This is a genomic window from Lysinibacillus sp. 54212 (genome assembly GCF_036662795.1).
In the GTDB taxonomy this organism is placed as follows: domain Bacteria; phylum Bacillota; class Bacilli; order Bacillales_A; family Planococcaceae; genus Lysinibacillus_B.
The window spans coordinates 1-22,609 of the sequence record NZ_JBAFWZ010000012.1; the positions used below are offsets into that span (position 1 = coordinate 1).

At 36.1% G+C, this 22,609-nt stretch carries 25 protein-coding genes and 1 pseudogene; 18 read left to right on the plus strand and 8 right to left on the minus strand.

The annotated features are described in order from the left end of the window. Positions 1 to 244: 244 nt before the first annotated feature. On the minus strand, positions 245 to 1,435 hold the full coding sequence (locus V4T18_RS10070) for an MFS transporter (protein ID WP_332649078.1): 1,191 nt from the start codon (positions 1,433 to 1,435) through the stop codon (positions 245 to 247). A gap of 380 nt (positions 1,436 to 1,815) precedes the next feature. On the opposite strand from V4T18_RS10070, the gene V4T18_RS10075 reads away from it, so the two are divergent. Next, positions 1,816 to 2,022 carry a TM2 domain-containing protein gene (locus V4T18_RS10075; protein WP_332649079.1) on the plus strand — a complete coding sequence of 69 codons (207 nt, stop codon included), beginning with the start codon at positions 1,816 to 1,818 and terminating at the stop codon, positions 2,020 to 2,022. 262 nt (positions 2,023 to 2,284) lie between these two features. Next, the gene (locus tag V4T18_RS18345; RefSeq protein WP_442916927.1) at positions 2,285 to 2,494 is read left to right on the plus strand and encodes an EamA family transporter; all 210 of its coding nucleotides are present in this window, start codon (positions 2,285 to 2,287) and stop codon (positions 2,492 to 2,494) included. A 332-nt stretch (positions 2,495 to 2,826) separates the two neighbouring features. On the opposite strand, the gene V4T18_RS10080 is transcribed toward V4T18_RS18345, so the two are convergent. After that, the gene (locus tag V4T18_RS10080; RefSeq protein ID WP_442916928.1) at positions 2,827 to 3,138 is read right to left on the minus strand and encodes a winged helix-turn-helix transcriptional regulator; all 312 of its coding nucleotides are present in this window, start codon (positions 3,136 to 3,138) and stop codon (positions 2,827 to 2,829) included. Between the two features lie 366 nt (positions 3,139 to 3,504). Here V4T18_RS10080 and V4T18_RS10085 point away from each other — a divergent pair, with 366 nt between their 5' ends. The 6 genes from V4T18_RS10085 (at position 3,505) to V4T18_RS10110 (ending at position 8,593) form a co-directional block, all read left to right on the plus strand. Then, a complete protein-coding gene (locus V4T18_RS10085; RefSeq protein WP_332649081.1) occupies positions 3,505 to 4,260 on the plus strand; it encodes an SDR family NAD(P)-dependent oxidoreductase in 756 nt (251 codons plus the stop codon). Positions 4,261 to 4,349: 89 nt separating this feature from the next. Further along, positions 4,350 to 5,612 (plus strand): MFS transporter, encoded by a 1,263-nt coding sequence (locus V4T18_RS10090; RefSeq protein WP_332649082.1) that lies wholly within the window; start codon positions 4,350 to 4,352, stop codon positions 5,610 to 5,612. 253 nt (positions 5,613 to 5,865) lie between these two features. Continuing rightward, positions 5,866 to 6,189 (plus strand): hypothetical protein, encoded by a 324-nt coding sequence (locus tag V4T18_RS10095; RefSeq protein WP_332649083.1) that lies wholly within the window; start codon positions 5,866 to 5,868, stop codon positions 6,187 to 6,189. Between the two features lie 180 nt (positions 6,190 to 6,369). After that, positions 6,370 to 6,648, plus strand: a complete 279-nt coding sequence (locus V4T18_RS10100; protein ID WP_332649084.1) for a hypothetical protein — start codon at positions 6,370 to 6,372, stop codon at positions 6,646 to 6,648. Positions 6,649 to 6,907: 259 nt separating this feature from the next. Then, positions 6,908 to 8,212, plus strand: coding sequence for a sensor histidine kinase (locus V4T18_RS10105; RefSeq protein WP_332649085.1), 1,305 nt, complete (start codon positions 6,908 to 6,910; stop codon positions 8,210 to 8,212). A 159-nt stretch (positions 8,213 to 8,371) separates the two neighbouring features. Then, the gene (locus V4T18_RS10110) at positions 8,372 to 8,593 is read left to right on the plus strand and encodes a DUF1540 domain-containing protein (protein WP_332649086.1); all 222 of its coding nucleotides are present in this window, start codon (positions 8,372 to 8,374) and stop codon (positions 8,591 to 8,593) included. Positions 8,594 to 8,745: 152 nt separating this feature from the next. Here V4T18_RS10110 and V4T18_RS10115 read toward each other — a convergent pair whose 3' ends face one another. Further along, positions 8,746 to 9,228 (minus strand): hypothetical protein, encoded by a 483-nt coding sequence (locus V4T18_RS10115; protein ID WP_332649087.1) that lies wholly within the window; start codon positions 9,226 to 9,228, stop codon positions 8,746 to 8,748. An 814-nt stretch (positions 9,229 to 10,042) separates the two neighbouring features. On the opposite strand from V4T18_RS10115, the pseudogene V4T18_RS10120 reads away from it, so the two are divergent. Beyond that, positions 10,043 to 10,839 (plus strand): annotated as a pseudogene (locus V4T18_RS10120) (alpha/beta fold hydrolase). A gap of 44 nt (positions 10,840 to 10,883) precedes the next feature. After that, positions 10,884 to 11,864: a sensor domain-containing diguanylate cyclase gene (locus V4T18_RS10125; protein ID WP_332649088.1), complete on the plus strand. Its 981-nt coding sequence runs from the start codon at positions 10,884 to 10,886 to the stop codon at positions 11,862 to 11,864. A 61-nt stretch (positions 11,865 to 11,925) separates the two neighbouring features. Here V4T18_RS10125 and pgeF read toward each other — a convergent pair whose 3' ends face one another. After that, positions 11,926 to 12,687 (minus strand): peptidoglycan editing factor PgeF, encoded by a 762-nt coding sequence (pgeF, locus tag V4T18_RS10130; RefSeq protein WP_332649089.1) that lies wholly within the window; start codon positions 12,685 to 12,687, stop codon positions 11,926 to 11,928. Positions 12,688 to 12,914: 227 nt separating this feature from the next. Between pgeF and V4T18_RS10135 the strand changes: the two genes are divergently transcribed. Together V4T18_RS10135 and safA are read left to right on the plus strand one after the other, a co-directional pair. Continuing rightward, a complete protein-coding gene (locus V4T18_RS10135) occupies positions 12,915 to 13,829 on the plus strand; it encodes a sensor domain-containing diguanylate cyclase (RefSeq protein WP_332649090.1) in 915 nt (304 codons plus the stop codon). 274 nt (positions 13,830 to 14,103) lie between these two features. Further along, positions 14,104 to 14,712: a SafA/ExsA family spore coat assembly protein gene (safA, locus tag V4T18_RS10140; RefSeq protein ID WP_332649213.1), complete on the plus strand. Its 609-nt coding sequence runs from the start codon at positions 14,104 to 14,106 to the stop codon at positions 14,710 to 14,712. 116 nt (positions 14,713 to 14,828) lie between these two features. Here safA and V4T18_RS10145 read toward each other — a convergent pair whose 3' ends face one another. Further along, positions 14,829 to 15,491: a hypothetical protein gene (locus tag V4T18_RS10145; protein WP_332649091.1), complete on the minus strand. Its 663-nt coding sequence runs from the start codon at positions 15,489 to 15,491 to the stop codon at positions 14,829 to 14,831. Between the two features lie 146 nt (positions 15,492 to 15,637). Here V4T18_RS10145 and V4T18_RS10150 point away from each other — a divergent pair, with 146 nt between their 5' ends. Next, positions 15,638 to 16,060: a ferritin-like domain-containing protein gene (locus V4T18_RS10150; RefSeq protein WP_332649092.1), complete on the plus strand. Its 423-nt coding sequence runs from the start codon at positions 15,638 to 15,640 to the stop codon at positions 16,058 to 16,060. A 57-nt stretch (positions 16,061 to 16,117) separates the two neighbouring features. On the opposite strand, the gene V4T18_RS10155 is transcribed toward V4T18_RS10150, so the two are convergent. Together V4T18_RS10155 and V4T18_RS10160 are read right to left on the minus strand one after the other, a co-directional pair. Next, complete coding sequence (locus V4T18_RS10155) at positions 16,118 to 16,606, minus strand: hypothetical protein (protein ID WP_332649093.1); 489 nt, start codon at positions 16,604 to 16,606, stop codon at positions 16,118 to 16,120. A 100-nt stretch (positions 16,607 to 16,706) separates the two neighbouring features. Next, positions 16,707 to 17,084: a hypothetical protein gene (locus tag V4T18_RS10160; RefSeq protein WP_332649094.1), complete on the minus strand. Its 378-nt coding sequence runs from the start codon at positions 17,082 to 17,084 to the stop codon at positions 16,707 to 16,709. Between the two features lie 256 nt (positions 17,085 to 17,340). Here V4T18_RS10160 and V4T18_RS10165 point away from each other — a divergent pair, with 256 nt between their 5' ends. Next, positions 17,341 to 17,961: a DUF3298 and DUF4163 domain-containing protein gene (locus V4T18_RS10165; RefSeq protein ID WP_332649095.1), complete on the plus strand. Its 621-nt coding sequence runs from the start codon at positions 17,341 to 17,343 to the stop codon at positions 17,959 to 17,961. Positions 17,962 to 18,082: 121 nt separating this feature from the next. Next, positions 18,083 to 18,505: a VOC family protein gene (locus V4T18_RS10170; protein ID WP_332649096.1), complete on the plus strand. Its 423-nt coding sequence runs from the start codon at positions 18,083 to 18,085 to the stop codon at positions 18,503 to 18,505. 497 nt (positions 18,506 to 19,002) lie between these two features. Here V4T18_RS10170 and V4T18_RS10175 read toward each other — a convergent pair whose 3' ends face one another. Continuing rightward, a complete protein-coding gene (locus V4T18_RS10175) occupies positions 19,003 to 20,193 on the minus strand; it encodes a coenzyme F420-0:L-glutamate ligase (protein WP_332649098.1) in 1,191 nt (396 codons plus the stop codon). Positions 20,194 to 20,316: 123 nt separating this feature from the next. Here V4T18_RS10175 and V4T18_RS10180 point away from each other — a divergent pair, with 123 nt between their 5' ends. The 3 genes from V4T18_RS10180 (at position 20,317) to V4T18_RS10190 (ending at position 22,522) form a co-directional block, all read left to right on the plus strand. Further along, positions 20,317 to 21,201 carry a LysR family transcriptional regulator gene (locus tag V4T18_RS10180; protein WP_332649099.1) on the plus strand — a complete coding sequence of 295 codons (885 nt, stop codon included), beginning with the start codon at positions 20,317 to 20,319 and terminating at the stop codon, positions 21,199 to 21,201. Positions 21,202 to 21,326: 125 nt separating this feature from the next. Continuing rightward, complete coding sequence (locus V4T18_RS10185) at positions 21,327 to 21,773, plus strand: CoxG family protein (RefSeq protein WP_332649100.1); 447 nt, start codon at positions 21,327 to 21,329, stop codon at positions 21,771 to 21,773. A gap of 146 nt (positions 21,774 to 21,919) precedes the next feature. Continuing rightward, entirely contained in the window at positions 21,920 to 22,522 is a 603-nt protein-coding gene (locus V4T18_RS10190; RefSeq protein WP_332649101.1) for a class I SAM-dependent methyltransferase, read from the plus strand. The last annotated feature ends 87 nt before the right edge of the window (positions 22,523 to 22,609 follow it).

The following is a 22,609-nucleotide window of genomic DNA, read 5'->3' on the forward strand; positions in this document are numbered from 1 at the left end:
CAGTGAGTGACCACATGATTACACATGAACAAACAACACAAGAAGAGAGACAAACGTCATTTACAAAGATGGTGGAAATAGCTTTAGAGTTAGTATAAGTAACGGGAGTCATATGTTCGATTACCTATAGGAAGCACATAGTCTTCTTTTTAAAAACAGGCACATTCGCATGAAGGGAATGTGCCTGTTTGATTTGCTATAGCTGTTGTAAATTACATTCTATCGATAGATGATTGCCATCATTTTATGCTGATGACTTTTGTTTTTGGTCTAATAGATAACTAATGAACGTTAGAAGACTTGCACAGACTGCAACTAATCCACCGACCCATGCTACATTCATCAAAATTCCTTGATGGTATACAAACCCACCTAATGCAGAACCAAAAGCGATACCTACATTGCTTGCCACTGGCATAAGTGAAGCAGCGAGTCCTGTAGCTTTAGGCTGATAAATTTCGGCAAGGTCTATTAAATAAAGCTGAGTAGATGTTGTTAAGAGAATGGCCATTAACGACATGAAGCCAATGTTTATTAGTCCTAAAATAAAATGATTTGTAGTCCAAAATAAAGTGATCAGAACAGCTGCCTGAATGAGAAAAACAAAGCGGAGGCGACCGATTGCGTTATGACTGGCAATTTTACCGGCGAGAATATTGCTGAAAATCGAGATAAATCCGTAACCAAATAAGATTAAACTAATTGAATTTTCTGGTGCATCCATTCCGTTTAAGATAGGAACTAGGTACGTAAAGACAGTATAAGTTGCGCCGAATCCGAGGGCAGGAATGAAAAAAGCCATCAAAATTCTTGGGCTGGTCAATAAAGAAAACTGGTCCCGTATCGAACTGCGTACTTGGCTAAGTTTATTTGGCAGGACAGAATAAGCTGCTAAAAACGCCAAGCCACCTAGGATAGTAGTTAAGATGAAAGTGGCATTCCAGCCGTACCTTTCGGCGATGACAATACCAATTGGAACGCCAACGACATTTGCAAGTGTGAATCCACCAAAAACGAATGAAATAGCAATTCCGCGTTTTTCAATCGGCATCGTTTCACTTGCAACAATCATAGCTAGGGAGATTAATACGCCTGTTACAATTGCTGTCAGTATCCGAAGTGCAAGGAACATGATGTAGCTCGTGGAAATTACGCACAAAGCATTCAGGAAGATGAAAGACCCTATCAAAAATAATATCCATTTCCGTTTTGGAAAATGACCTGTTGCTGACATCACTAAAGGTGTGGCGATGGCAAATGTGATGGCAAACGCAGAAACGAGTGTGCCTGCTTTTGCATTGGTTATCTGAAGGCTTGAAGAAATATCTGTTAAGATTCCGACAATAACAAATTCGCTTGTTCCTAGAACAAATGTTAATAAAGTAAGTGTTAAGATAAGCAACCAAGGTCGCTTCGATAATTGTGCAGAGTGCATAAAAACCTCTTTTCTTAGATGAATGTAAATGTGTCACATAGTAGATATACAACTTAAACATCATATCATAAAATATTTTTGCGAGAAAAACCCCACCTTAATCAAATAGAGGTTAATGGATTACGGGAAATGACAAGGATGCAGGAGACTATTTTAAACTACGGATGCAGGAGGGATTAAAAAAGTATGCAAAGCTTCCACTAATTTAAGATACGGTATTGATAACCTTATTCTGAAGGATTGATCTTATTATGAAGTACAACATTAATTATGTAGCAAAAGGGAACAGTAAAATTTTATTGAAAAATACTTTTTTTGTAATATACTTATTTAGTACGGACTAATAATATAGTATTTATAATTTTATCGGAGGTATTTATATGTCAGAAAAAAGTTTCGTAGCCACATTATTACTTTGCTTCTTTTTAGGTGGTCTAGGTGTTCACCGTTTTTATGTTGGAAAAATCGGTACAGGTATTTTAATGCTTTTAACTTTAGGTGGATTTGGTATTTGGACGATAATAGACCTCATTATAATTATCGTTGGTAAATTCACTGATAAAGATGGTAATCTTATTAAATCTTAATTGAATATAAATAAGTAAATGCTTGAAAAAGTAAAACGACAGGCTCGTACAACTTTAATTTATAAGTTTGTTGTTTTTATAGAAGTAGGTAAAAGAAGGGAGACTATTTTAAATGTCTACCCTTCTTAATTGTTTAATGGTGGAGTAAGTAGATGCTACCTATGACACTAGATCATTAACTTGGTAGTAGAATATTTTGCAGCACAAGGGGCGGATAGGTCATTAACAGAGGACTTATCCGCTTCTTTTATAATTCTATATAATTTGCGGTATATTTACAGTATTTATCCTTTGTAATAGTAGTTACTTTTTTGCACTTAATACGGGTGTGGCTATTGTATTCCCAATCGTCAGCTTAAGTTGTTTAGTTGTTGTTCTTCGTAGCTGTTGGTTGTATCAAGAGAGGCTAAAAGCATATCAAGTCGTGGGGATATTTTCCACAATTATCGGTATTGTTATGACTAAAATTTAACAGAAAGTAAAGATTAAGAGCGAATAGCAATATATCAAATAACATAGATGGTTCTAAAATAATCGGTCTCTGCCCCAGTAATTAAATAGTCTCTTCGACAATTGTTAATTTTTTGAAAAATATTCGATTCTTAGAATCCCATCCAGTGATGAAAAATAAATTACTTTAAAATATAAGGAAAATAAAAATGCATGATTAATGATGAAATAGGGAGACCGATTTAGAAATTATGAAGAAGACACTAGGTTGAATGAAAAGCTCGGCTTAATATACATAAATGAATGGGTATAAACGCCAAAGGATACTTATCGATTACTTGATAATTAAACTACTTATAGCCACTTTTTCCCCCAAGCTTCCACTGTTTGAAGAGCAACGCCTAAATCATGCCCTTTTCTAGTTAAGGAGTATTCCGACCGTATAGGCCGATCTGTAATAACGTTTCGAAAAATAATCCCATAATCCTCGAGTTCTTTCAACCGTTCTGTTAGCACCCGTTTACTCAAGTCTGGAATAAGACAATTTATTTCACTAAATCTTTTAGGAACATCCATCAATGAACTAATAATTAAACAAACCCATTTTTTACCTATAATTTCATAAGCAAGTTCAACTTCGTTACAAATTACATCTTCTTGATGCAGCTCGGTCAACTGTAAGCCCCCCTAAAATATAAAAATTACTCACAACATAACGTCTATATAAAAATAGTAGCACTATATTTTTCGAATATAAAGACAATAAATAAAATTGTTCATATTATTGACACACTATATTTATAAAGTTATTATGGTTACTGAAAGTTACTTGTGTAGCATAAGTAATCTTATGTTTCAAGTATTGGCGCCGGATTTGAAGTGGAAATTCTATAGTTTGACTATTTTTTGTAACAAAATCTAGTGAGAATGTTAAGGCTAAAGTAAACTATTATTTTTAGCTAAAAATTAGTTGTACAAGTTGAATAAATTTTATTTTTAAATAATTACTATTTTAAAAAAAGGAGCAAGCATATGAAAAAGCTGAATGGTAAAGTAGCCATCATTACTGGTGGTGCAGGTGGTATTGGTAAAGGCATGGCCACTGCTTTTGTAAAAGAAGGCGCGACAGTTGCTATTGTGGACTTAAATGCAGAGCTTGGAAACGAAACAATTAAGGAATTACAACAATATCAACCGGAATCAATCTTTATTCAAGCCAATCTTGCAGAGCATGAAAAATTGGCGTCTATCATCAAAGAAGTTGCAGATAAATTTGGAAAGATTGATATTTTAGTAAACAATGCACATGCATCAAGAATGGGATCTATTGCAGAAACAACACAAGCAGATTTCGATTTATCGTTTAATACAGGATTCTATCCAACATTCTACATGATGCAAGCAGCACTACCGTATTTAAAAGAATCAAAAGGAAATATTATTAATTTTGCATCTGGTGCGGGGATTAACGGTGATGTAAATCAAGGTTCTTATGCGGCTGCAAAAGAAGCAATTCGTGCCATTACACGTGTGGCAGCAAATGAATTTGGTCCATTTGGTATCAATGTAAATATCATCTCGCCAATTGCGAAATCACCAGGTATGGTGCAATGGGCAGAGGCAAATCCAGAGTATTACCAAGGGATGCTAGCTAAAATTCCATTAAGAAGATTAGGGGAAATTGAGGAAGATATCGGGCGTGTGGCAGTGTTCCTAGCAAGCGAAGATTCTGCTTACATTACTGGGCAAACGATCATGGTCGATGGTGGCTCAATTAAACTACGCTAATAATTATACTTTGTGAATCGATTATAAAGTAATATTGATTCGTTCATACTAGATGAATACTAAATAAACTAGAAGATGAGGATAACATCATGACTAAACAAAAGAAAAAAATCCACTATGCTTGGTGGTTATTAATTGCTGTATCGATTATAGTCGGTGTGGGTAAAAATGGTATTTCCACTGCGGGTGGATTATTCCTAACTCCTGTTACTGAGGACTTAGGTATTGGTATGGGTAGCTTAACGCTATACTTTAGTATTGCCTCTATTGTTACAATGATTTTCTTACCGATTGCCGGTAAGTTAATGGCAAAATATGATATACGATTAATTTTAATCGTTTCAGTTGTTTTAATGGCTGGTTCGTTCGCTATGTTCGGCTTTATGAGCTCTGTGTGGGGCTGGTACTTATTCTCAATTCCGATGGCGGTTGGTTCGATTTTTATTACACAAATGGCTGGTCCTGTTCTAATCAACAACTGGTTTAAAAAACACAACGGTTTAGCAATCGGGATTATGGTAGCAATCGGTGGTGTATTTGGTGCTATTATTCAACCGTTTGCCGGTAACTTAATTGCTTCAGAAGGTTGGAGATTTACGTATATTGCTTTAGGTTTAGGTGTAACAGCGGTTATTATTCCGATTGTCCTATTAGTCATTCGAATGGCTCCACAACAAAAAGGTTTACAGCCATTAGGTATGGATGAAGTGAATACTAATGAAAATGCACAACAACAAGAAGCATTAACTGGTGTAGCAGCTTCAGTAGCAAAAAAATCGAGCGCATTTTTTGCATTATTGTCGTTCTTCTTCATCATTACATCCATCGCAAGCTTTAGCCAACATATTGCGCCGTTCGCAATGGGTGTTGGTTATGATATTAAGTTTGCGGGTAGTGCCCTAGGTGCAATGCAAATTGGTGTCTTAATTGGTGCCCTATCGTTTGGTGTATTAAGTGATAAGATTGGTGCTAAAAATACAGCCATCTTTGCGATGCTACTAGGCTTAGTACCGGTTGGTATTTTCCTAATGGTTCCTGAAAACCCAACATTATTTACGGTAGCGATTGGTATTTTTGGTTTTGTTGTGGCATCTCTAGGTACACTAGGTCCACTATTAACAACTGCTTTATTTGGTAAAAAGGATTACAGTCAAATTTATTCTACTGCAGCAATTGGTTTAGCGGTTGCCGGTATTATTGCGTTACCTGGATACGGATTCATTTACGAATTCACTGGTAGCTATACATTTGTACTGTATGCACTAGCCTTCATGTTAATTTTAAATGCACTATTAGTAATAGCAGCATTTAAAGGTAAAAAGAAATTAGAAAAAGCAGGCATGTGGGAATAATGCCGTTTTTGCAGACAGTTTCCTTTTAAAATAAGAGTTAATCCTACGAAAAAATTGAATTTCTATTAAGATAAAAAGGTAAAGCCGATTTTCTAGATACTTAGAAAATCGGCTTTATTAATTCATGGTTAATTTTTTTAAGTTTAATAAAGCTAGGTGAATAATATTCCTGATTTTCTTCAAACGTCTAAGGTAGCAGTAATTATATACATATACTATTTTGAACATTATCCATGTTGGGAGGTGAATTGACGTGCAATTTTACCCATCAGACTTTAGAAGTGGAACATTACCTGTATATCCACAAAATTTTATACCGCCTACTGCATATAGAATAGCAGAAAATCCCCTATATTACCCTAATCAATATGAAGGATCAATGAATCCTTATTACTTTTCGAATCAGTTTTATGGTAACCAAATGCAGCCATATTATAACCCGTATCAACAGGCTCAGCTTTCTAGATTTGGAAGGCTACCAGATACGTTCAATACGATCATGGGTCATGCAGGAACTATCACAAGTGGAATTAATATGGTGAGACAAATCGGTGCAATAATGAGTATGTTCCGATAGCGTATCCTTAATAATTTTCTATATGCACATCACTAACAATAGGTTGATGTGCCTTTTGAATTATCGTATCGCCATCATTTTCCCAGCAGCTAATATTAGTTTAAATTCACGCATATTTTTTGATCAGCGCACAATACTAAAAATTAGCTACAAATTTTTAATTGAAGGGAAGATGAATAATTGGCTAAGCACTCAGATACAAGTTGGAAACAGGATCACCCAAGCACGTTGTTAAGTAACTCTGTCCAAAAAGCTGAGCGTTCGGTGAAGCAGGCGATGTCACATCCGGAGGAAATTGCAGTTGAGCATGCTTTCAATTCTATAGCCCATGCAGAAAACGCACTTTTGAATGCAGAACAGCAAAATGAGCATATGGATACAGTGGAGCAAAATAGAGCCCATTTAGAAAGGTTAAAGCAGCAATTGAATGAGACGCAAGATGTAGTAGAGGATAGATAAAATTTTCTATTAACCCTGTAGAACTTTACGGGGTTTTTTTTTAGAGCACCGAAATCAAAAAAATTATCAACTACATAAAGCCTATTAATACTATCCTAGAGTAGTATTAAGGGCATCCCCGTTAGCAGCTTTTATCTTTCTTTTTTACAATATCAATCTTTATGAATACGAAGTTAGTTTTTAAAATTTATTGTAGTATAGTACTATAGTTGTTAGGGAAGTTTTTTGAATTTAAAGAGATAGGGAAGTACAAGTTTTTATGAAAAAACGTAAACTAAAATTAATCATTGTATTATCTACCGTCTTATTAGTTTTATTCACAACAGTTAATGTTTACACATCATATGTCAAAATGAAAGAAACGGTGGAAGAAACAATTGCTAATCAAAATCTTGAAGCAGCAAAATCAATTTCGGCAGCGATTGATATTGATACTTATAAAAAGTATTTAAAAAATCCAACAGTGAAAAATGAATATTATTGGGAAATTCGAAGTTATTTAAATGATGCAAGAGAAAAACTGGGTGCATTATACTTGTATACAATTGAAATTGATAACCCTAAAGTTTCTACATTATTAATAATCGGTTTACCCAATGAGGTAGAGGATGGCTATATTATTGGGGAAGTTTGTACAGTACCAGAAGAGCAAGTGAAAAGAGCTTATGATGGGAAAACATTTGTAACAGGTGTTATTAAAGATCCTGTTAATGGTACATATGTGACAGTAGGAGTACCTATTAAAGATGAATTAAACAAAGTGATTGGTTATTTAGCGATTGATATTAGCATTCATACCCTGAACGATATTAAAGCAGAAGTGCTAGAGAATAATTTCTTTATGTTTGTATTCAATGGTGTGTTTATTTTCATTGTCATCGGATCGTTTTTACTGTTACAAAGATGGTACCAAAAAGAAGTAGCAAAGGAAGTAGGGGATACAGAGGATACATACCAAGCCCAAATAAATACATTAATCACTTCTGTATCTTCTTTAAGGCATGATTTCACAAATCATATTCAAGTGATACATGGATTTCTTCAATTAGATGAAATAGATCTAGCCCAACAATACCTATTATCCTTGTCGAAAGAGGTTGAGGCAATTGAGGCAATAAAAATCAATGTGGATCACCCAAGCCTATCCATACTATTGCAAACGAAGAAGCTAGCAGCAAAAAATCATCAAATTAATATGGATTTTACGATATCGGATAATTCGTTCGATAAAATAAAAACAACAGATTTAATCAAAATATTATCTAATCTGATAGATAATGCAATTGAAGCAGCGAATGATTTACCTGAAAATGAACGCAAAATAACAATTAGTTGTATAGCAGAGGATACACATTATAGATTCGAAATAACAAATACCGGTCAAAAAATTTTACAAACAGAATATGTCTTTAAGCAAGGTTACTCTACAAAAGAATCAGTAAACGGAAAAATAAGAGGACAAGGTTTATTTATCGTAAAGGAAGTTGTGAATAAATATCACGGAACGATTTCGATCAAATCGAGGGAAAATGTAACAACAGCTATTGTCAGGATTCCATTATAAGAAGCTAACTTTTAGATTATAGGAAAAAAATTTAGTGTATTGGAAAATTGTTTTTATAAAATAATGTAGAAATGGACAAAATACAAGATGAAGAATATCGATGAGGCGAAACCTTATCGGTATTTTTCATAACATACCAAATTTAAGAGGAGGAGAATTATGCCAACTGTAGAGGTGAACTGTACTGTATCAAATTGTATTTTCCATACGAAGGGAAATATTTGTGGAGCTGAGCAGATTCAAGTAGATATGGATTATCACCCTAAAAACAATTATACAGAGTTTGCTTCTGATTTTGATTTACAGATTAGTTCGAAACAGGCGAGCGATTCTTCAGATACGTGCTGTAAAACATTCATCTCTAAAGCAGATCGTCGTTAATAATTTGGTTATGTAAAAAGAGAAGGGGGGGTGTTCTGAAAGGAATTACTTTCAGAACACCCCCTCTAACCATTAATAAATATTTCTCCTACGATAATTGCATCAACATGCCATCATCCTTGTCGGTTCCGTCTCAAGCTGTATTTCTATAGTTAATTACAAGAGTATGCTAGTATCGCGGATGATGGGAAAGATGCAAAGGTAAAGTTAGGCCAAATAATACCTGTTGTATTGCCACTTACGTTTGCTGAAATAACATACATTAAAAGTAGCTGCCCATTCCGTAGTAAAACAATAGTCCATCTACCATCGCAGCCTACTGCATAAGTTGTTACCCCTTGAGGTTGTAACATACTTTGAGCCTGCGCAGGGTTTTGATTTAAATACTGGTACCTAGCAATCATTTGTTGAGAAGGTGGCGGAGGATTTACCTGCCCACCTTGATTGCTGCCCGGCCCACCGCCAGGGAACCCACCTGGGAATCCACCCGGCCCACCGCCAGGGAACCCACCTGGGAATCCACCGGGCCCACCGCCAGGGAACCCACCCGGAAAACCACCGGGTCTGCCACCAGGGAACCCACCTGGAAATCCACCAGGCCCACCTCCTGGAAACCCGCCTGGAAAATTAACCATTCAATCGCTCCTTTTTTCAAATATAAAGTAGTGTATGAAACGATTCTTAAAAGGCTATAGTTAAACACCTATGCTCTTAAAGGATAGTGTAAAAATATGATATAATAGGAAATGTTTTTACTTTGAATTTTAGACAAGTTTATATTTCATACAAACAATGTTTATTAAATAAATAATAAACGTTTGTCAAAGCATAAAAACAAAAAGCATTTCTGCATAACAAAATATATCATCAGCCTTATTTTGGACCGTGATGAGCTTTTCTAATAGAGTCCAAGGTTACTAGCCACATTTTTCAAAATACTAGCCGAAATTACAAATAGACTAGCCAATGTGAAACGGATCAAGAATAGTACTCGCCTTTCAAGGTGAATACTGGCCAATTTTCCAATCCTATTAGCCATGCTCAATCTCTTCGGTACTGCTTATTATGTTTTTGGGCTCTTCACCAAAGTTTGTACTCTACCGCATATTCTGTTGCGGGCGGATGCGCGGCTTTTGCTCACTGCTACAAAAAAATAGTAGCACAAACTATAGCATTGGCTTGGCCTCAACTTCCTCAACTCATAAATGCTTGGCGGAGGGATCTTCAACTCAAGCTCATCTCGAAGGAACCTTTGCATCTGCCGCTTCACTTCCAGTGCAGAAAAACATTGCTCTGTAGGAAAGGGCGAAATGCGAATGCCATCAGCTACACTCGCCATTTTCCGCTTCAATCGAAATAGTGGTCGTCTTTTTATGAAAAATAACTATTTATGAAATTGATTCATTTACATACTAATTCTTAATTATATAGCTTAAGGGAGACATTTTAATGAATAATGTGTTAGAACGGAATAATGTTAAGGTAATCGGGCAAGGAGATCAAACTATTGTTTTTGCACATGGATTTGGTTGTGATCAAAACATGTGGCGATTTATTACCTCAGCATTTGAAGATAACTATCGATTAGTTTTATTCGATTATGTAGGATCGGGTAATTCGGATGTTACTGCATACCAATCTCAGAAATATAGCTCGTTGCAAGGCTATGTCCAAGATGTAATAGATATTATTGAAGAGTTAAGCTTAACAAATATACTGTTTGTGGGGCATTCTATTAGTGCAATGATTGGAATGGAAGCATCTATTAAACATCCAGAGTATTTCAATAGGCTCATTATGATAGGTCCGTCACCATGCTATATAAATGATGAGGATGGCTATATGGGTGGCTTTGAAAAAGGTGACATTATGGAGTTATTAGATATGATGGAAATGAATTTTGCTGGATGGGCAAGCTATATGGCTCCAATTGCTTTGGATGAGATTGAGCACCCTAAGCTGACACAGGAGCTTGAGAAAAGCTTTGTTTCAACAAATGCCGTTATAGCGAGAGAGTTTGCAGAAGTCACATTCTTTACAGATACTCGAGCGAAGTTATCCTATGTCACGGTTCTACTCTAATTATTCAGTGCTCTAATGATAGCATTGTGCCAGTACAGGTAGGCGAATACTTACATACGCAAATTAAAAATAGTACACTACAAACAATTCATGCAAAAGGACATTATCCGCATATTAGTCAGCCTGAGGAAACGGCTACGATTATTAAGGATTACTTACAGTAGTAAATGTACTCACATTAATAGGTAAATTAAAGAAGGGAATGGACATGGAGGAGCGTTTAATAAAAGCACCATGTGGCTTTGTTTCAATTAATCATGATGGCTTCATTACAGAGGTAAACGATACTTTTCTTGACTGGATGGGCTATGAGCAACAGCATTTAGTAGGGCAGCATTTTGAATGGCTATTAACGATGCCGAATAAACTCATTTTCCACTCTTATTTTTATCCTAGTATTAATTTAGAGGATCAAGTAGATGAATTGTATATTCATTTTAGAGATGTAAATGGAAACTCCATCCCCTATTTAATGAATGCAAGGCGTTTTATTCTAGATGGAGTCGAAGTAATTGATTGCATTTTAGTTCAAATGAAAAATCGAATTAATTATGAAATGGAGTTACGTTCAGCTAAACGTCAGATAGAGCAAGCCTATTTAGAAAAAAATCAAACACTTGCTAAATTAGAGCAAATTTATCAGGAGATAGAAAAGAACCAAACAGAGCTAATGGCTATAAATTCTAGCTTAATTGAAATGTCGAATACAGATACGCTTACTGGGATCAACAATAGACGTTATTTCCAGGAGAAGCTAGAAGAGCAAATGGCTTTATTCAAAAATGAAGGAAAGCCCTTCTCATTAATGATTATAGATATAGATCATTTCAAAAAAGTAAATGATACGTATGGTCATCAAATGGGTGATTTTGTTCTGGTGAAGTTGGCGACAATACTACAAAATCACGCACGCCCAGAGGATGTTGTAGCACGTTTTGGGGGCGAGGAGTTTACGGTTATTTTACCAAATACGGATGCCAAGGAAGCACTAGCAATTTCACAAAATTTAAATCAAGCTGTCGAAAGGGAAGCTTGGGAAGGCTCAGGTACCTTAACAGTGAGTGTAGGTGTTGCTACATTTAACGAAGAGGATACAGCAGCCACAATTATAAAAAATGCCGACGATGCGCTATATGCCTCCAAAGAAAATGGCAGAAATCGCGCTACACACTACTACCAGTTAAAATAAATAGCCTCACTTACTTGGAATATAATAAAAGTAAGTGAGGTTTTATTTTGCCAACTAAAAATCAGCCTTTCCGCATAATAAAGCTTAAATGCCTCCCCGCCTTTTTATTTTGACGGTAAGAAAAACCATCCTCATTTAAAAAGGTACATGTAGGATCAATCGTAATGCAATCAGAAGGGATTCCAGCAAGCTCACATTGTTTTTTCACTGTTCGTCTATTATCAATATGATATTTTGAAGTTTCTTCATTAAAATACATAAAATCTTCAGCATAGCCAAGTGCTTTAAATTTTACATACACATCCTCATCCACCTCAAACTTTTGCTGGCTGAGTGCAGTACCGATATGAATTGTAAAATTCTGAGGCTGACAATTCTCGGTTTGAATTAAATGCGTGAAAAGCTTTAACGTAATCTCTTTCACTGTACCTTGCCAGCCAGAATGAATGACACCAATAAGTCCAGCCTTTTCATTATAAAAAGTAACTGGGACACAATCAGCTGTAAAGGAACATAGTAGGATATTTGGCTCATACGTATACAGCGCATCTGTATCCTTAATTGCCGTATCTAGTTGAGTTGCACCGCGACCTTTATCAGCAAGTGTTACTCGATGAAAATTTGCGCTATGTGTCTGATTTGCACAGACAAAATCATCGAGGGAACATTGCACAGAGCGGGCTAACTTCTCTAGGTTTTTTAAAACATTATTCGAATTGGCTGCAGCATGAAGCGCCATATTATTGCATTCAAGCTCAGAAGCGTCCCTTAACGTAATGCCAGCAACAAGCGTCTCATTATTTAAATATAAGTTAGTTTTCATAGTATCACCTTATGTAAATATACCGAACTGTATGATGGATGTATACTATAGTTCACTGTAATTTATTGGATAACCGATCGTTTCTACAAAATATTATAGTATATATAATAATTTATAGAAAATTATAGGATTATATATAATAATTAGAATATAGTTTATATCGATGTAAGAGAGGAATTATTTTTATGGAGTTTTTGGGGGGAGTATGTTTTGTTGTACTTATTGGAATGAGTACGTATTTATTACTAGCTAATCGCCATTTAAAAAAGCAGCTAAAGCATTTGCTGCCTCTATTGCACATTGCAGAAAATGCTAAAGGAGATATTTTGTATTATTTTGATATGCAACCTATCGGGCAATATCGTTATTTGAGCCCAGTCATTGATCATATATTTGGACCTGATACAATGAGGCAGCATTTGAATAATCCTAATTTAGTTTTTGAAATTGTACACCCTGATGACCATGGAACATTCATAAAAAAAACACGCGGTGAGATAGATTATAGCAAGCCGATTCTATTACGCTTGAGGCATCAGGATGGGCGCTACATATGGTTTGAGGAATATGTGTCACCCGTATATGAAAATGGGAAGATTGTTGCACTGCAAGGAATTTACCGGAATGTGGAAGGTAAAATAGAGCTACAACAAAAGCTTGAATATAGGGCTACACATGATCGTTTAACTGATTTGTATAATCGAGATTATTTTGAAAGTCAATTTGATTATTATAATTTAGAGGTAGATGCACCTGTTGCCATTGCAATTTGTGATTTAGATAATGTAAAGCAAATCAATGATACGCAAGGACATAAAATGGGAGATGTATATATACAAGAAAGTGCGCGGCTTATTAAGCAAACTGTGGGGCAGCAAGCGGATGTTGCACGTATTGGTGGTGATGAGTTTGCTCTACTTTTTTTACACCTATCTCCAGGTAAAATAGAGGTCATACTTAATAGTATCTATAAAGAAGTGCAAATTTATAATAAGTCTAATAGAGAATTCCAAATATGCATGTCGATTGGCTATGCGTATAGTGAGAGTTCCATTCAACAAATGGATCCCTTATTTATGAGTGCAGATAATGAAATGTATAAGAAGAAAAATCAGAAGAAGTCTTCATGTTCAGGAAACTGAGGCCTACTATTCATGAAAATTATAGTAATTCAACTAGAGTTAGCTAAGTATTGCGGGTAAATTGCAACGGATTTTATATGTAATGTTTTCCTGTTACAAGTACATTGCAAAAGGATTACTAAGTATACTCGAAGAAATCCCGTGTTGTTAGGATTCTATTATTCTATCTTTCCTCCTGTAATGATTCTGTAAAAATGCATCCATATATTTAGTGATGAATTAGGCTATGAAACTATTTATGATGGAGGTACAACAAACAGGAAGGATTGATTTCATGTTTAAAAAAGTAGGAAAACTAGCAACTGCTTCAGTATTATCTCTATCTTTATTATTACCTATTTCCGCTCTTGCGGCTAATTCATATACAGTTCAATCAGGAGATTCCCTTTGGAAAATTGCGGTAAAGACTCAAACGGGTGTACAAGAATTAATCAACGCCAATCCAAGTTTGGCCAACCCGAACCTTATTTATCCGGGGCAAAAAATTAACATACCGACTCAAGAACAAGCAAATGTAGAACAAGAGGTTGTTCAACTAGTTAATGTAGAACGTGCAAAGGTGGGGCTACCTGCTCTAAAAAGTGATTGGGAGCTTGCAAGAGTAGCAGAGCACAAGTCTGAGGATATGCGTGCTAAAAACTATTTTAGCCATACAAGTCCAACATTTGGTTCACCATTTGATATGATGAAAAGCTATGGAATTAACTACAAATCAGCAGGAGAAAATATTGCAAAAGGTCAAAAATCTGCGGCAGAGGTTGTAAAGGCATGGATGAACAGTGAAGGGCATAAAGCGAATATTTTAAGTAAGGACTTCACACATATTGGTGTAGGCTATGTAGCAGATGGTCACTACTGGACACAAATGTTTATTAAAAAATAATCGAAATGATGAAAGTTCCTTGTTGGTAGAGACCGACAAGGAACTTTTTTAAAGAGTGTCTAGGCATTGTGCTGCATGCTCGAGGTCTGTTCCCTCGGGCGTTTGCGCTTTTTTAATTAAACGAAAGAATTATTTAAATTTAAGTGGAGGTGATTAATAATTTCGGTTAAAAGGGGGCGATTATTGTCTTCGAGAATTAAAAATTTATGCCAATCGAATGTTTGTTCAATTAGTTTATTTGCTTGCTCTAATTTCTGTGGCGCCTTCGAGAAAACAATCGTTAAGGAATTAAAGTGACTATGTAAGCCATGCCGAATATTTTCAATTCTAAATATATCTTGAATGGCAGACGTAAATCGGCCGTTTTGAAACGTAAGCTCCTTAACTAATGAACTTATTTTTTCGTGCTTTGTTGGTGTAGTAAAGGACAACATATTTTTAATTGAAATCACGTATTTTATTTCTGCATTTTGTTCGATAACAATATCAGGCACCTGATATCTCCCGTTTATTCCGTTATAGCGGTGACCATTCAGCAAATGAATATCCCCGTTTTGAACAGATTTATTAATAATTGGATTTGTCATGTTCAGGGCATGATACATAAAACGATAAATTAACAGCTCTGTAATGCCCGTTAGATTGTCAGTACTACCACATAATAATTCGACGCTTTTATAAAAATCATTTTTTAGTTCGAACATGTCATGGCAAGTGAGTGTATATAAATGCTGATTTAAATAATTATCCATTTCGGCAAAAGCGTATGAAAATTTCAAATCCAATTCCCCCTATCACATGATGAAAAAATAAGACGAATTAATGATATGTTGCAGAGAGGGTAAATATGCCAACTAAACCGAAGAAGGATGGAACACTTAAGTGCCTTATTTCATACATTGTGAAAAAGGATGTATAGTACAAAGTGGATAATATTATGCAACCAGAAGCTAATGAATATATAATTCATGAGCTAACAAAAGCGATTAATGGTGAATATCATGCTATTGGTTTTTATGAGCATCTTGCAAACATTGCACCAGATGAGACGACAAGAAAAAGAATCTTAGAGATTAGGGAAGATGAAATACAGCATTATCAGCATTTTTTATACGTCTATATGAGCCTTACTGGAAAGCAGCTGTATCCTCAAATTACAGAGCCTTTTCCACAACAATTTCGAAGTGGTGCTAATGCAGCTTTTATTGATGAACAAGAAACAGTTAATTTTTATTATAAGGTTGCTAGGAATACGAATGATCCGTATATTATGACCTTGTTTGAACGGGCAGCGATGGATGAGCAAAAGCATGCTGTTTGGTTTTTATATTTTATGATTCATAAATAAGCATAAATAAGCATAAAAACGCCATAGCCGAATTGAACCGGCATATGGCGTTTTCAATTAGCTACACCAAACGATAATTTTATATGGCGTTGTTTGAGCCGGAATACTTCTAGTAGTAGGTCCATACAGCACCATTAAATTCCGGTTGGTAATAGGGTTAGTAAATGCTTGCCCGTTCGGTAGGACAATTTGTGTTTGTGGAGAAAGGTTTAATTTAAGCCCTCCGTCACTACTGATGAGTTGATTATTAAAAAAGTCTACTTTTACATTTAGCATAGGATTATTTTTAGTCATAATGAGTGCCCGGTACTGTGGTGGATAAATTAGAGGTACAGGTGCATCACCGTCATAATACCCAGTTACCCTATCGCCAACTGTTAGCATAACTTGATCAAGTACATACGTAGTAGGGGAAATAACAAAGTTGACCATCTCACCGACTCTATTTTGAACGGAAAATAATTTATAACAGCCGTTGTCTCCTTGCCCTGTATTAAAGTCACTTATCCCCGTGATCATGCCGCTAAACCATTTAAAATTCACCATATTCATCCCTCCTTATATTTTTCTAATTAACACGTTTGTTAACCAATAAAAAGAGTGAGATTTTTAGTCGAACATCTCACTCTCTGTAGCAGGAATTATACTAGAAGCATTGGAAAGATAGAATATTATTTCTATGAATTGTGCTGTATGTCCAGCCAAAACGTCTCCAGCGGAATCCTATAACCATATTTCTAGAAACAAATGTCGGGAAGAACCAGAAGCTTTTTCCATTTCGAAGCCAAATATAGGTGTTACGGTAAATACAACGTCTTATGCCCTCTGAGCCACTTTGCCACCCTGGCATTGCTGGAGAAAAGGAGGGTGGTGGTCCCATTGGCATTGGCTGACCGCCTCCACTTGGCGGAGGTGAACCCGGTCCTCCAAACGGCGGAGGGCCCATTGGAGGTGAACCTGGTCCTCCAAATGGTGGTGGACCCATCGGAGGCGAACCCGGTCCTCCAAATGGCGGAGGCCCCATTGGGAAACTGCCTGGTCCCTCAAAAAATGGAGGGAAGTTCTGTGCGAACTGCGCGGCCTCGTTACTTTCATCAAAATGATTAAAATGATCGTGATACAGGATGCATACCTTCTTTCATTAGTAGTCCGTACTAATTTATGTGAAAATCTATCCCTCGTCATAGGAATTAGCCTATGGAATTTTGACAAATACCCAATCGAACACAAACTATTTCCAAATGAATACAATAAAATAAAACAGTAGGGGGCGCATATCTATGTTTCACATGCTGCCAGTAAGTATAACAACGCTTTTCATGAAGCAGGGACCGAAAAAAACGGTTTTGTATCCTCAAGTATTCAGTTTGTCTAATATGCGATGGCAAATGGAAATAAATCACGCCATTGTCGAGCAAGCAAAGAGGCTGATGAAAGAGCAAATAGGGAATATGCCTACAGCAGTCGAAGAAATGCTTGGACTTTATGAAATTAAAAATAATCAACGGCAAGTGTTAAGCTTATCCCAATCGAATTATACGTATCATTATCATGCTGCCCATGGAATGACGTACATTAAATCATTAACATTCGATATGCAACAAGAGCGGATTTGTACGCTACAGGATTTGTTTAAGCCAGATAGTGATTATATTGGAAAAATTTCAGCCATCATTCATGAGCAAATTAAGGATCGTGATATACAGCTTATTAGTCCTTTTACATTAATAAAACCCGATCAGGACTTTTATCTGGCTGATAAAACCATTGTTATTTACTTTCAGTTATATGAGATTACACCGTATGTGTACGGTTTCCCGATGTTCCCGATATCGGTCTATGATTTGCAGGATATTATTGATGAAAGTGGTCCTCTTGGTCGGCTAGCGACTAATAATTAATGCCTATTCTGAAGTGACAACAAAATTTTATAAATCAGGATTCCTTTTAAGTTAGATAGGGTACTCTACTTGTGAAGAGGTTGTTACTTTTAATTTCAAACAGAATAGGAGTGTGTGTGTAATGGGGATTCATATGTATCTAGTATTTAACGGAAATTGTAAAGAGGCAATAGAGTTTTATGCAGAAGCCTTTGGAGCTGATAAGCCACAAATTATGACTTTTGGAGAAATACCACAAAGTTCAGAGTATGTGCTGCCAGAGGAAGCAAAAGACTTAGTGATGCATGCACGTATGAATATTTTAGGGGGCGATGTGCTGTTCTCTGATAACTTCCCGGGCGCACCTTTTACTGTTGGTAATAACTTGGCACTTGCTGTTGTTACAGGTGACGAAGGGCGTATACGAAAGTCCTTCGATGCACTAAAAGAAGGTGGAACTGTTAGGATGGAGCTGCAGGAAACGTTTTGGAGTAAATGCTACGGCAGTTTAACGGATAAGTTCGGTGTAGAATGGCAATTTAATTATGAAGCAACCCAATCATAAGTAATATTAGCTATAAGATTCACCCTGCGAAATATAAATATAATAGGGGCATCTTGCAAAGGCCTATCGAAGTAAGGAAAAATAAATTAGTCTCTTAAAAAAAGGAAAACCATTGCCTTGATTCGAAAATAATGAAGAGGCTGGGACATAAGTAAAGATTTTATAGAAATCAAGGAACACCTATATTAAGAATTTGCTACTTCATAAATTGATTGTAGAGAAGGGGCGAGAGTAGCTGTCGGCTGCGCCTTTCGCTACAGAGCAATATTTTGTGCGACGTAAGCGTAGCGGCAGGAGCAGAGCTTCCTGGGGGAACAGCAATGTTTATTGCGACGAAAGCATAGCGACAGTCGCACGACGCCTGAGACTACAGGCTCAGGCCGTGCCCCCGGAAAGCGTCCCCGGAACGGAAATCAAATTTCTCCATACTAAGAAAACACCATTTTTCTCATTGAGAAAAATGGTGTTTTCGGGTTTTGTCCCAGCCGCTTAAAAAATTATTTTGTGTAGTTGTCAAAGTAGCCTTGGATATAAATCATCGGCGTCCCTTTATCACCAGATCCAGAAGTTAAATCTGAAAGTGATCCGATTAAGTCTGTTAATTTACGAGGTGTCGTCCCTTGAGCTTCCATTGCCCCAACAAGGTCTTCCTCTTTATTTTTAATGTAGTCAGAAATTGCTGATTTTAGCTCGTCTCCACGTAGGTCAGCAAAGTTATTGTCAGCTAAATACTTTAATTTCACTTCATTAGGTGTACCATCAAGACCAGCAGTATATGCAGGAGATACAACAGGATCTGCTAGCTCCCAAATTTTCCCTACAGGATCTTTAAATGCACCATCACCGTAGACCATTACTTCTACTGTTTTCCCTGTTGCCTCTTTAATTTTTTCTTGAATGTTATCGACGATTGGCTGGCATGTGTGAGGGAATAGCTTTACACTTTCCTCTGTTGCTTTATTTGAACCAAGTAAACCATAAGCTTCGTTATAGCCAGAGCCGTTAATCGAAGAGGATAAAATGTTGTCTAAGCTGTACACTTTTTCCGCTCCGTTATTTTCTAAAATACGTTTTGTACGGAAACGTGAATGAATATCACAAGCTAAAACACTCTTTGTATAGTCTAAAATTGTTTTTGGGTTGTTAGAGAAGATAACTTCACATGCAGCCCCTTCAGCTTCAATTAATTCTTTATAATATTCGATATAATCTACACCTGTAAATGTATGTTTTTTATAGCCAAAATGCGCACGGAATTCAGCCTCTGATAACGTATCTGTCCATGGGTTAACGCCTTTTACGTCAAGTTCATCAATATCTACTAAGTGATTACCCACTTCATCAGACGGGTAGCTTAGCATTAACACTACTTTTTTAACGCCTTTTGCAATCCCACGTAAGCAGTTTGCAAAACGATTTCGAGAAAGAATTGGGAAAATAACACCAACTGTATCATCGCCAAATTTTGCAGCTACATCTTGGGCGATATGATCAATTGTTGCATAGTTACCTTGTGCACGCGCCACAACAGATTCTGTAATTGTTACGATGTCACGATCTTCAATAGTATAACCTTCTATTTTTGCAGCATTTAATACTGTATCAACAACGATTTGTTCGATGTTGTCACCTTCATTAATGATCGGCCCACGAAGTCCTCTTACTACTGTACCTACTACACGTTCCAAAATAATCGCTCCTCTAATCTATATCAATTAATTAATTATGAATAAACACAAGTTGTAATATACCTTTGTTACATGGTATAAGTAAAGTTAATATTTTTAATAGCATATATAAGGAGAGCTTATATGATAGGTAAATTAGATTTATACCGTATTTTCAATATCGTTTGTCAAAATAATAGCTTTTCTGATGCGGCAAAAGCACTATATATGACACAACCTGCAATTAGTCAGGCGATTATGCAGCTTGAAAAAGAGCTCGGTACTCATTTGTTTTATCGTACGCCAAAGGGAGTGACTCTGACAAATGAAGGGAAACTATTACATGATTACGTAAAGTCTGCTCTTGGAATCTTAGAGGTCGGGGAAGAAAAAATTCTAGAATTTCAAAATTTAACGACAGGGGAGCTACGTATTGGCGTTGGAGATACAATATCACGCTATTTCTTACTGCCATATTTAGAAGCTTTTTATACAAAATATCCAAGCATAAAACTAAAGGTGTTAAATGGAACAACAAGTCAAATTGTAGCTTTTATAAAAGCTGGTGAGGCGGATGTGGGCATATGTAATTTACCTGTGCACGATGAGCAGCTACACGTCTTGCCCTGTAAGGATGTACAGGATATTTTTGTGTGCGGAGAAAAATATGCTAATATGACACGTCATCCGATAAGTCTAGAATTTTTGATGAAAATGCCCCTCATTTTTTTAGAAAAAAACGCAAATTCGCGAAATTATGTAGAAAGCTATTTAACAGAAAGGGGCTATCCGATCTCGCCAGAATTTGAGCTCGGTTCACATGACTTGCTCCTCGAATTTGCAAAAATTAATTTAGGAATTGCTTGTGTGACAAAGGAGTTTTCAACGGATTATTTACAAAAAGGCATTGTACATGAAATTCAGCTAGAGGAACCGATTCCGAAAAGGAGTATTGGTATTTGTTATTTGCAATCCGTGCCACTTTCGAGAGCTACGAAGAAATTTGTTGAACTAATGGACCATAGCTAACGGTTCATATTGTGAAACGCTCTACCTTTAATTTGTTAATATTTTCTCGGTTGTGAATAAAAATTGTAAATTAGGTACTGTTTTGCTAAAGTTGAATTATCATTCATTTTTAAGGGGTGCTATTAATGGCGAGCAGTGTTCATACAGAAATTGTTAGAGTAAATGAAGAGGTATTATGGGGTTTTATTGAAAATAAAGAGGCTTGGGCTACGTTAATTCCAGGTTATTTACACCATGAGATAAAAACTGCAGAAGAAATGATCTGGGTGTTTAAAGGGGATTTCGGTATTATTGAAAAAGCTGTAAAACTACAGTTGAACGTCAAGGAAACATTCGAAAACCAAAAGATCAGCTTTAATTTAGAAGGGCTATCTGACAATATTAACGGAAGTGGCTATTTTGAAATGGTAAAAGATGGGGATTACCAATATAAGCTTAACGGTGAGCTCACGATGAAAGCTGGTGGTTTTTTGGCTTCCATGATTAATCCGGTGCTAGAAAAATTTGTTCCTCAAACAGTTGAGGCGCTAGTAAAATCAATGTCGCAGCGGGTAGAGAGTGCAGTGGTATAATTAAAGTTTAGGAGGCAATCTGAATTATTCGGATTGTCTTTTTTATGGTATAAAGTAGTTTATCAATATTTCAACGAATTCTATCATATTGTCTTAAGTAAGATGGTTATCGAAAGCTTCGGATTGATTAAGAAAAGAGGAAAAGTATGAATGAAAAGCAATTTGAGCGGCTATTAAATATTCAAACAGCAGGATTTCAGTTTGGATATCCGAAATCCACACATTATCATCGCTATGAACCGACGCCATATGAGGCGCTGGAGCAGCTTTTTGAGCAGTATGAATTACCAACACAAGCAAAAATAATTGATTTTGGGAGTGGTAAAGGAAGGGTCCCTATTTATATTCATCATAAATTTGAGATTCCTACAGTCGGTATTGAAATGGATCCGAAGTTTTTTCTTGAGGCGGAGAACAATCGTACGTTGTATTTACAGGGGGCTAGGAAACGTTCGATTCCCATTACCTTTTTAAATATGCTTGCTGAAAAGTATGAGGTACAAAAAGAGGATAATGTATTTTTCTTTTTTAATCCGTTTTCCGTACAAATTTTTCAAAGAGTGCTTAACAATATTTATTTGTCATATGAGCAGCATCCGAGGGAAATACATTTACTCTTTTATTATCCCTCACCAGAATATATGTCGTATTTACTAAATGAAACAGCCTTTGATTTATTGAAGGAGGTAAGGCTAGCTGGCCATCAAAATTTATACGAACGAATCTGTGTGTTTACTTTAAAATACTAAACGGATTGCTTTATTGCCAAATAAAATTATAAATTTAGAATATTTAAATATTTGTTGTTAAATAGAATTATATTTTGTATAATTATC

What these genes read in the sequence shown, in the direction of transcription:
- V4T18_RS10165 (WP_332649095.1), top strand. Translation starts at nt 17,341, where the DNA reads ATGTTTCACATGCTGCCAGTAAGTATAACAACGCTTTTCATGAAGCAG.
- V4T18_RS10070 (WP_332649078.1), bottom strand. Translation starts at nt 1,435, where the DNA reads ATGCACTCTGCACAATTATCGAAGCGACCTTGGTTGCTTATCTTAACA.
- V4T18_RS10135 (WP_332649090.1), top strand. Translation starts at nt 12,915, where the DNA reads ATGAGTACGTATTTATTACTAGCTAATCGCCATTTAAAAAAGCAGCTA.
- V4T18_RS10170 (WP_332649096.1), top strand. Translation starts at nt 18,083, where the DNA reads ATGGGGATTCATATGTATCTAGTATTTAACGGAAATTGTAAAGAGGCA.
- V4T18_RS10180 (WP_332649099.1), top strand. Translation starts at nt 20,317, where the DNA reads ATGATAGGTAAATTAGATTTATACCGTATTTTCAATATCGTTTGTCAA.
- V4T18_RS10110 (WP_332649086.1), top strand. Translation starts at nt 8,372, where the DNA reads ATGCCAACTGTAGAGGTGAACTGTACTGTATCAAATTGTATTTTCCAT.
- V4T18_RS10085 (WP_332649081.1), top strand. Translation starts at nt 3,505, where the DNA reads ATGAAAAAGCTGAATGGTAAAGTAGCCATCATTACTGGTGGTGCAGGT.
- V4T18_RS10075 (WP_332649079.1), top strand. Translation starts at nt 1,816, where the DNA reads ATGTCAGAAAAAAGTTTCGTAGCCACATTATTACTTTGCTTCTTTTTA.
- V4T18_RS10185 (WP_332649100.1), top strand. Translation starts at nt 21,327, where the DNA reads ATGGCGAGCAGTGTTCATACAGAAATTGTTAGAGTAAATGAAGAGGTA.
- V4T18_RS10160 (WP_332649094.1), bottom strand. Translation starts at nt 17,084, where the DNA reads ATGGGGCCTCCGCCATTTGGAGGACCGGGTTCGCCTCCGATGGGTCCA.
- V4T18_RS10155 (WP_332649093.1), bottom strand. Translation starts at nt 16,606, where the DNA reads ATGGTGAATTTTAAATGGTTTAGCGGCATGATCACGGGGATAAGTGAC.
- V4T18_RS10090 (WP_332649082.1), top strand. Translation starts at nt 4,350, where the DNA reads ATGACTAAACAAAAGAAAAAAATCCACTATGCTTGGTGGTTATTAATT.
- V4T18_RS10105 (WP_332649085.1), top strand. Translation starts at nt 6,908, where the DNA reads ATGAAAAAACGTAAACTAAAATTAATCATTGTATTATCTACCGTCTTA.
- V4T18_RS10125 (WP_332649088.1), top strand. Translation starts at nt 10,884, where the DNA reads ATGGAGGAGCGTTTAATAAAAGCACCATGTGGCTTTGTTTCAATTAAT.
- safA (WP_332649213.1), top strand. Translation starts at nt 14,104, where the DNA reads ATGTTTAAAAAAGTAGGAAAACTAGCAACTGCTTCAGTATTATCTCTA.
- V4T18_RS10115 (WP_332649087.1), bottom strand. Translation starts at nt 9,228, where the DNA reads ATGGTTAATTTTCCAGGCGGGTTTCCAGGAGGTGGGCCTGGTGGATTT.
- pgeF (WP_332649089.1), bottom strand. Translation starts at nt 12,687, where the DNA reads ATGAAAACTAACTTATATTTAAATAATGAGACGCTTGTTGCTGGCATT.
- V4T18_RS10190 (WP_332649101.1), top strand. Translation starts at nt 21,920, where the DNA reads ATGAATGAAAAGCAATTTGAGCGGCTATTAAATATTCAAACAGCAGGA.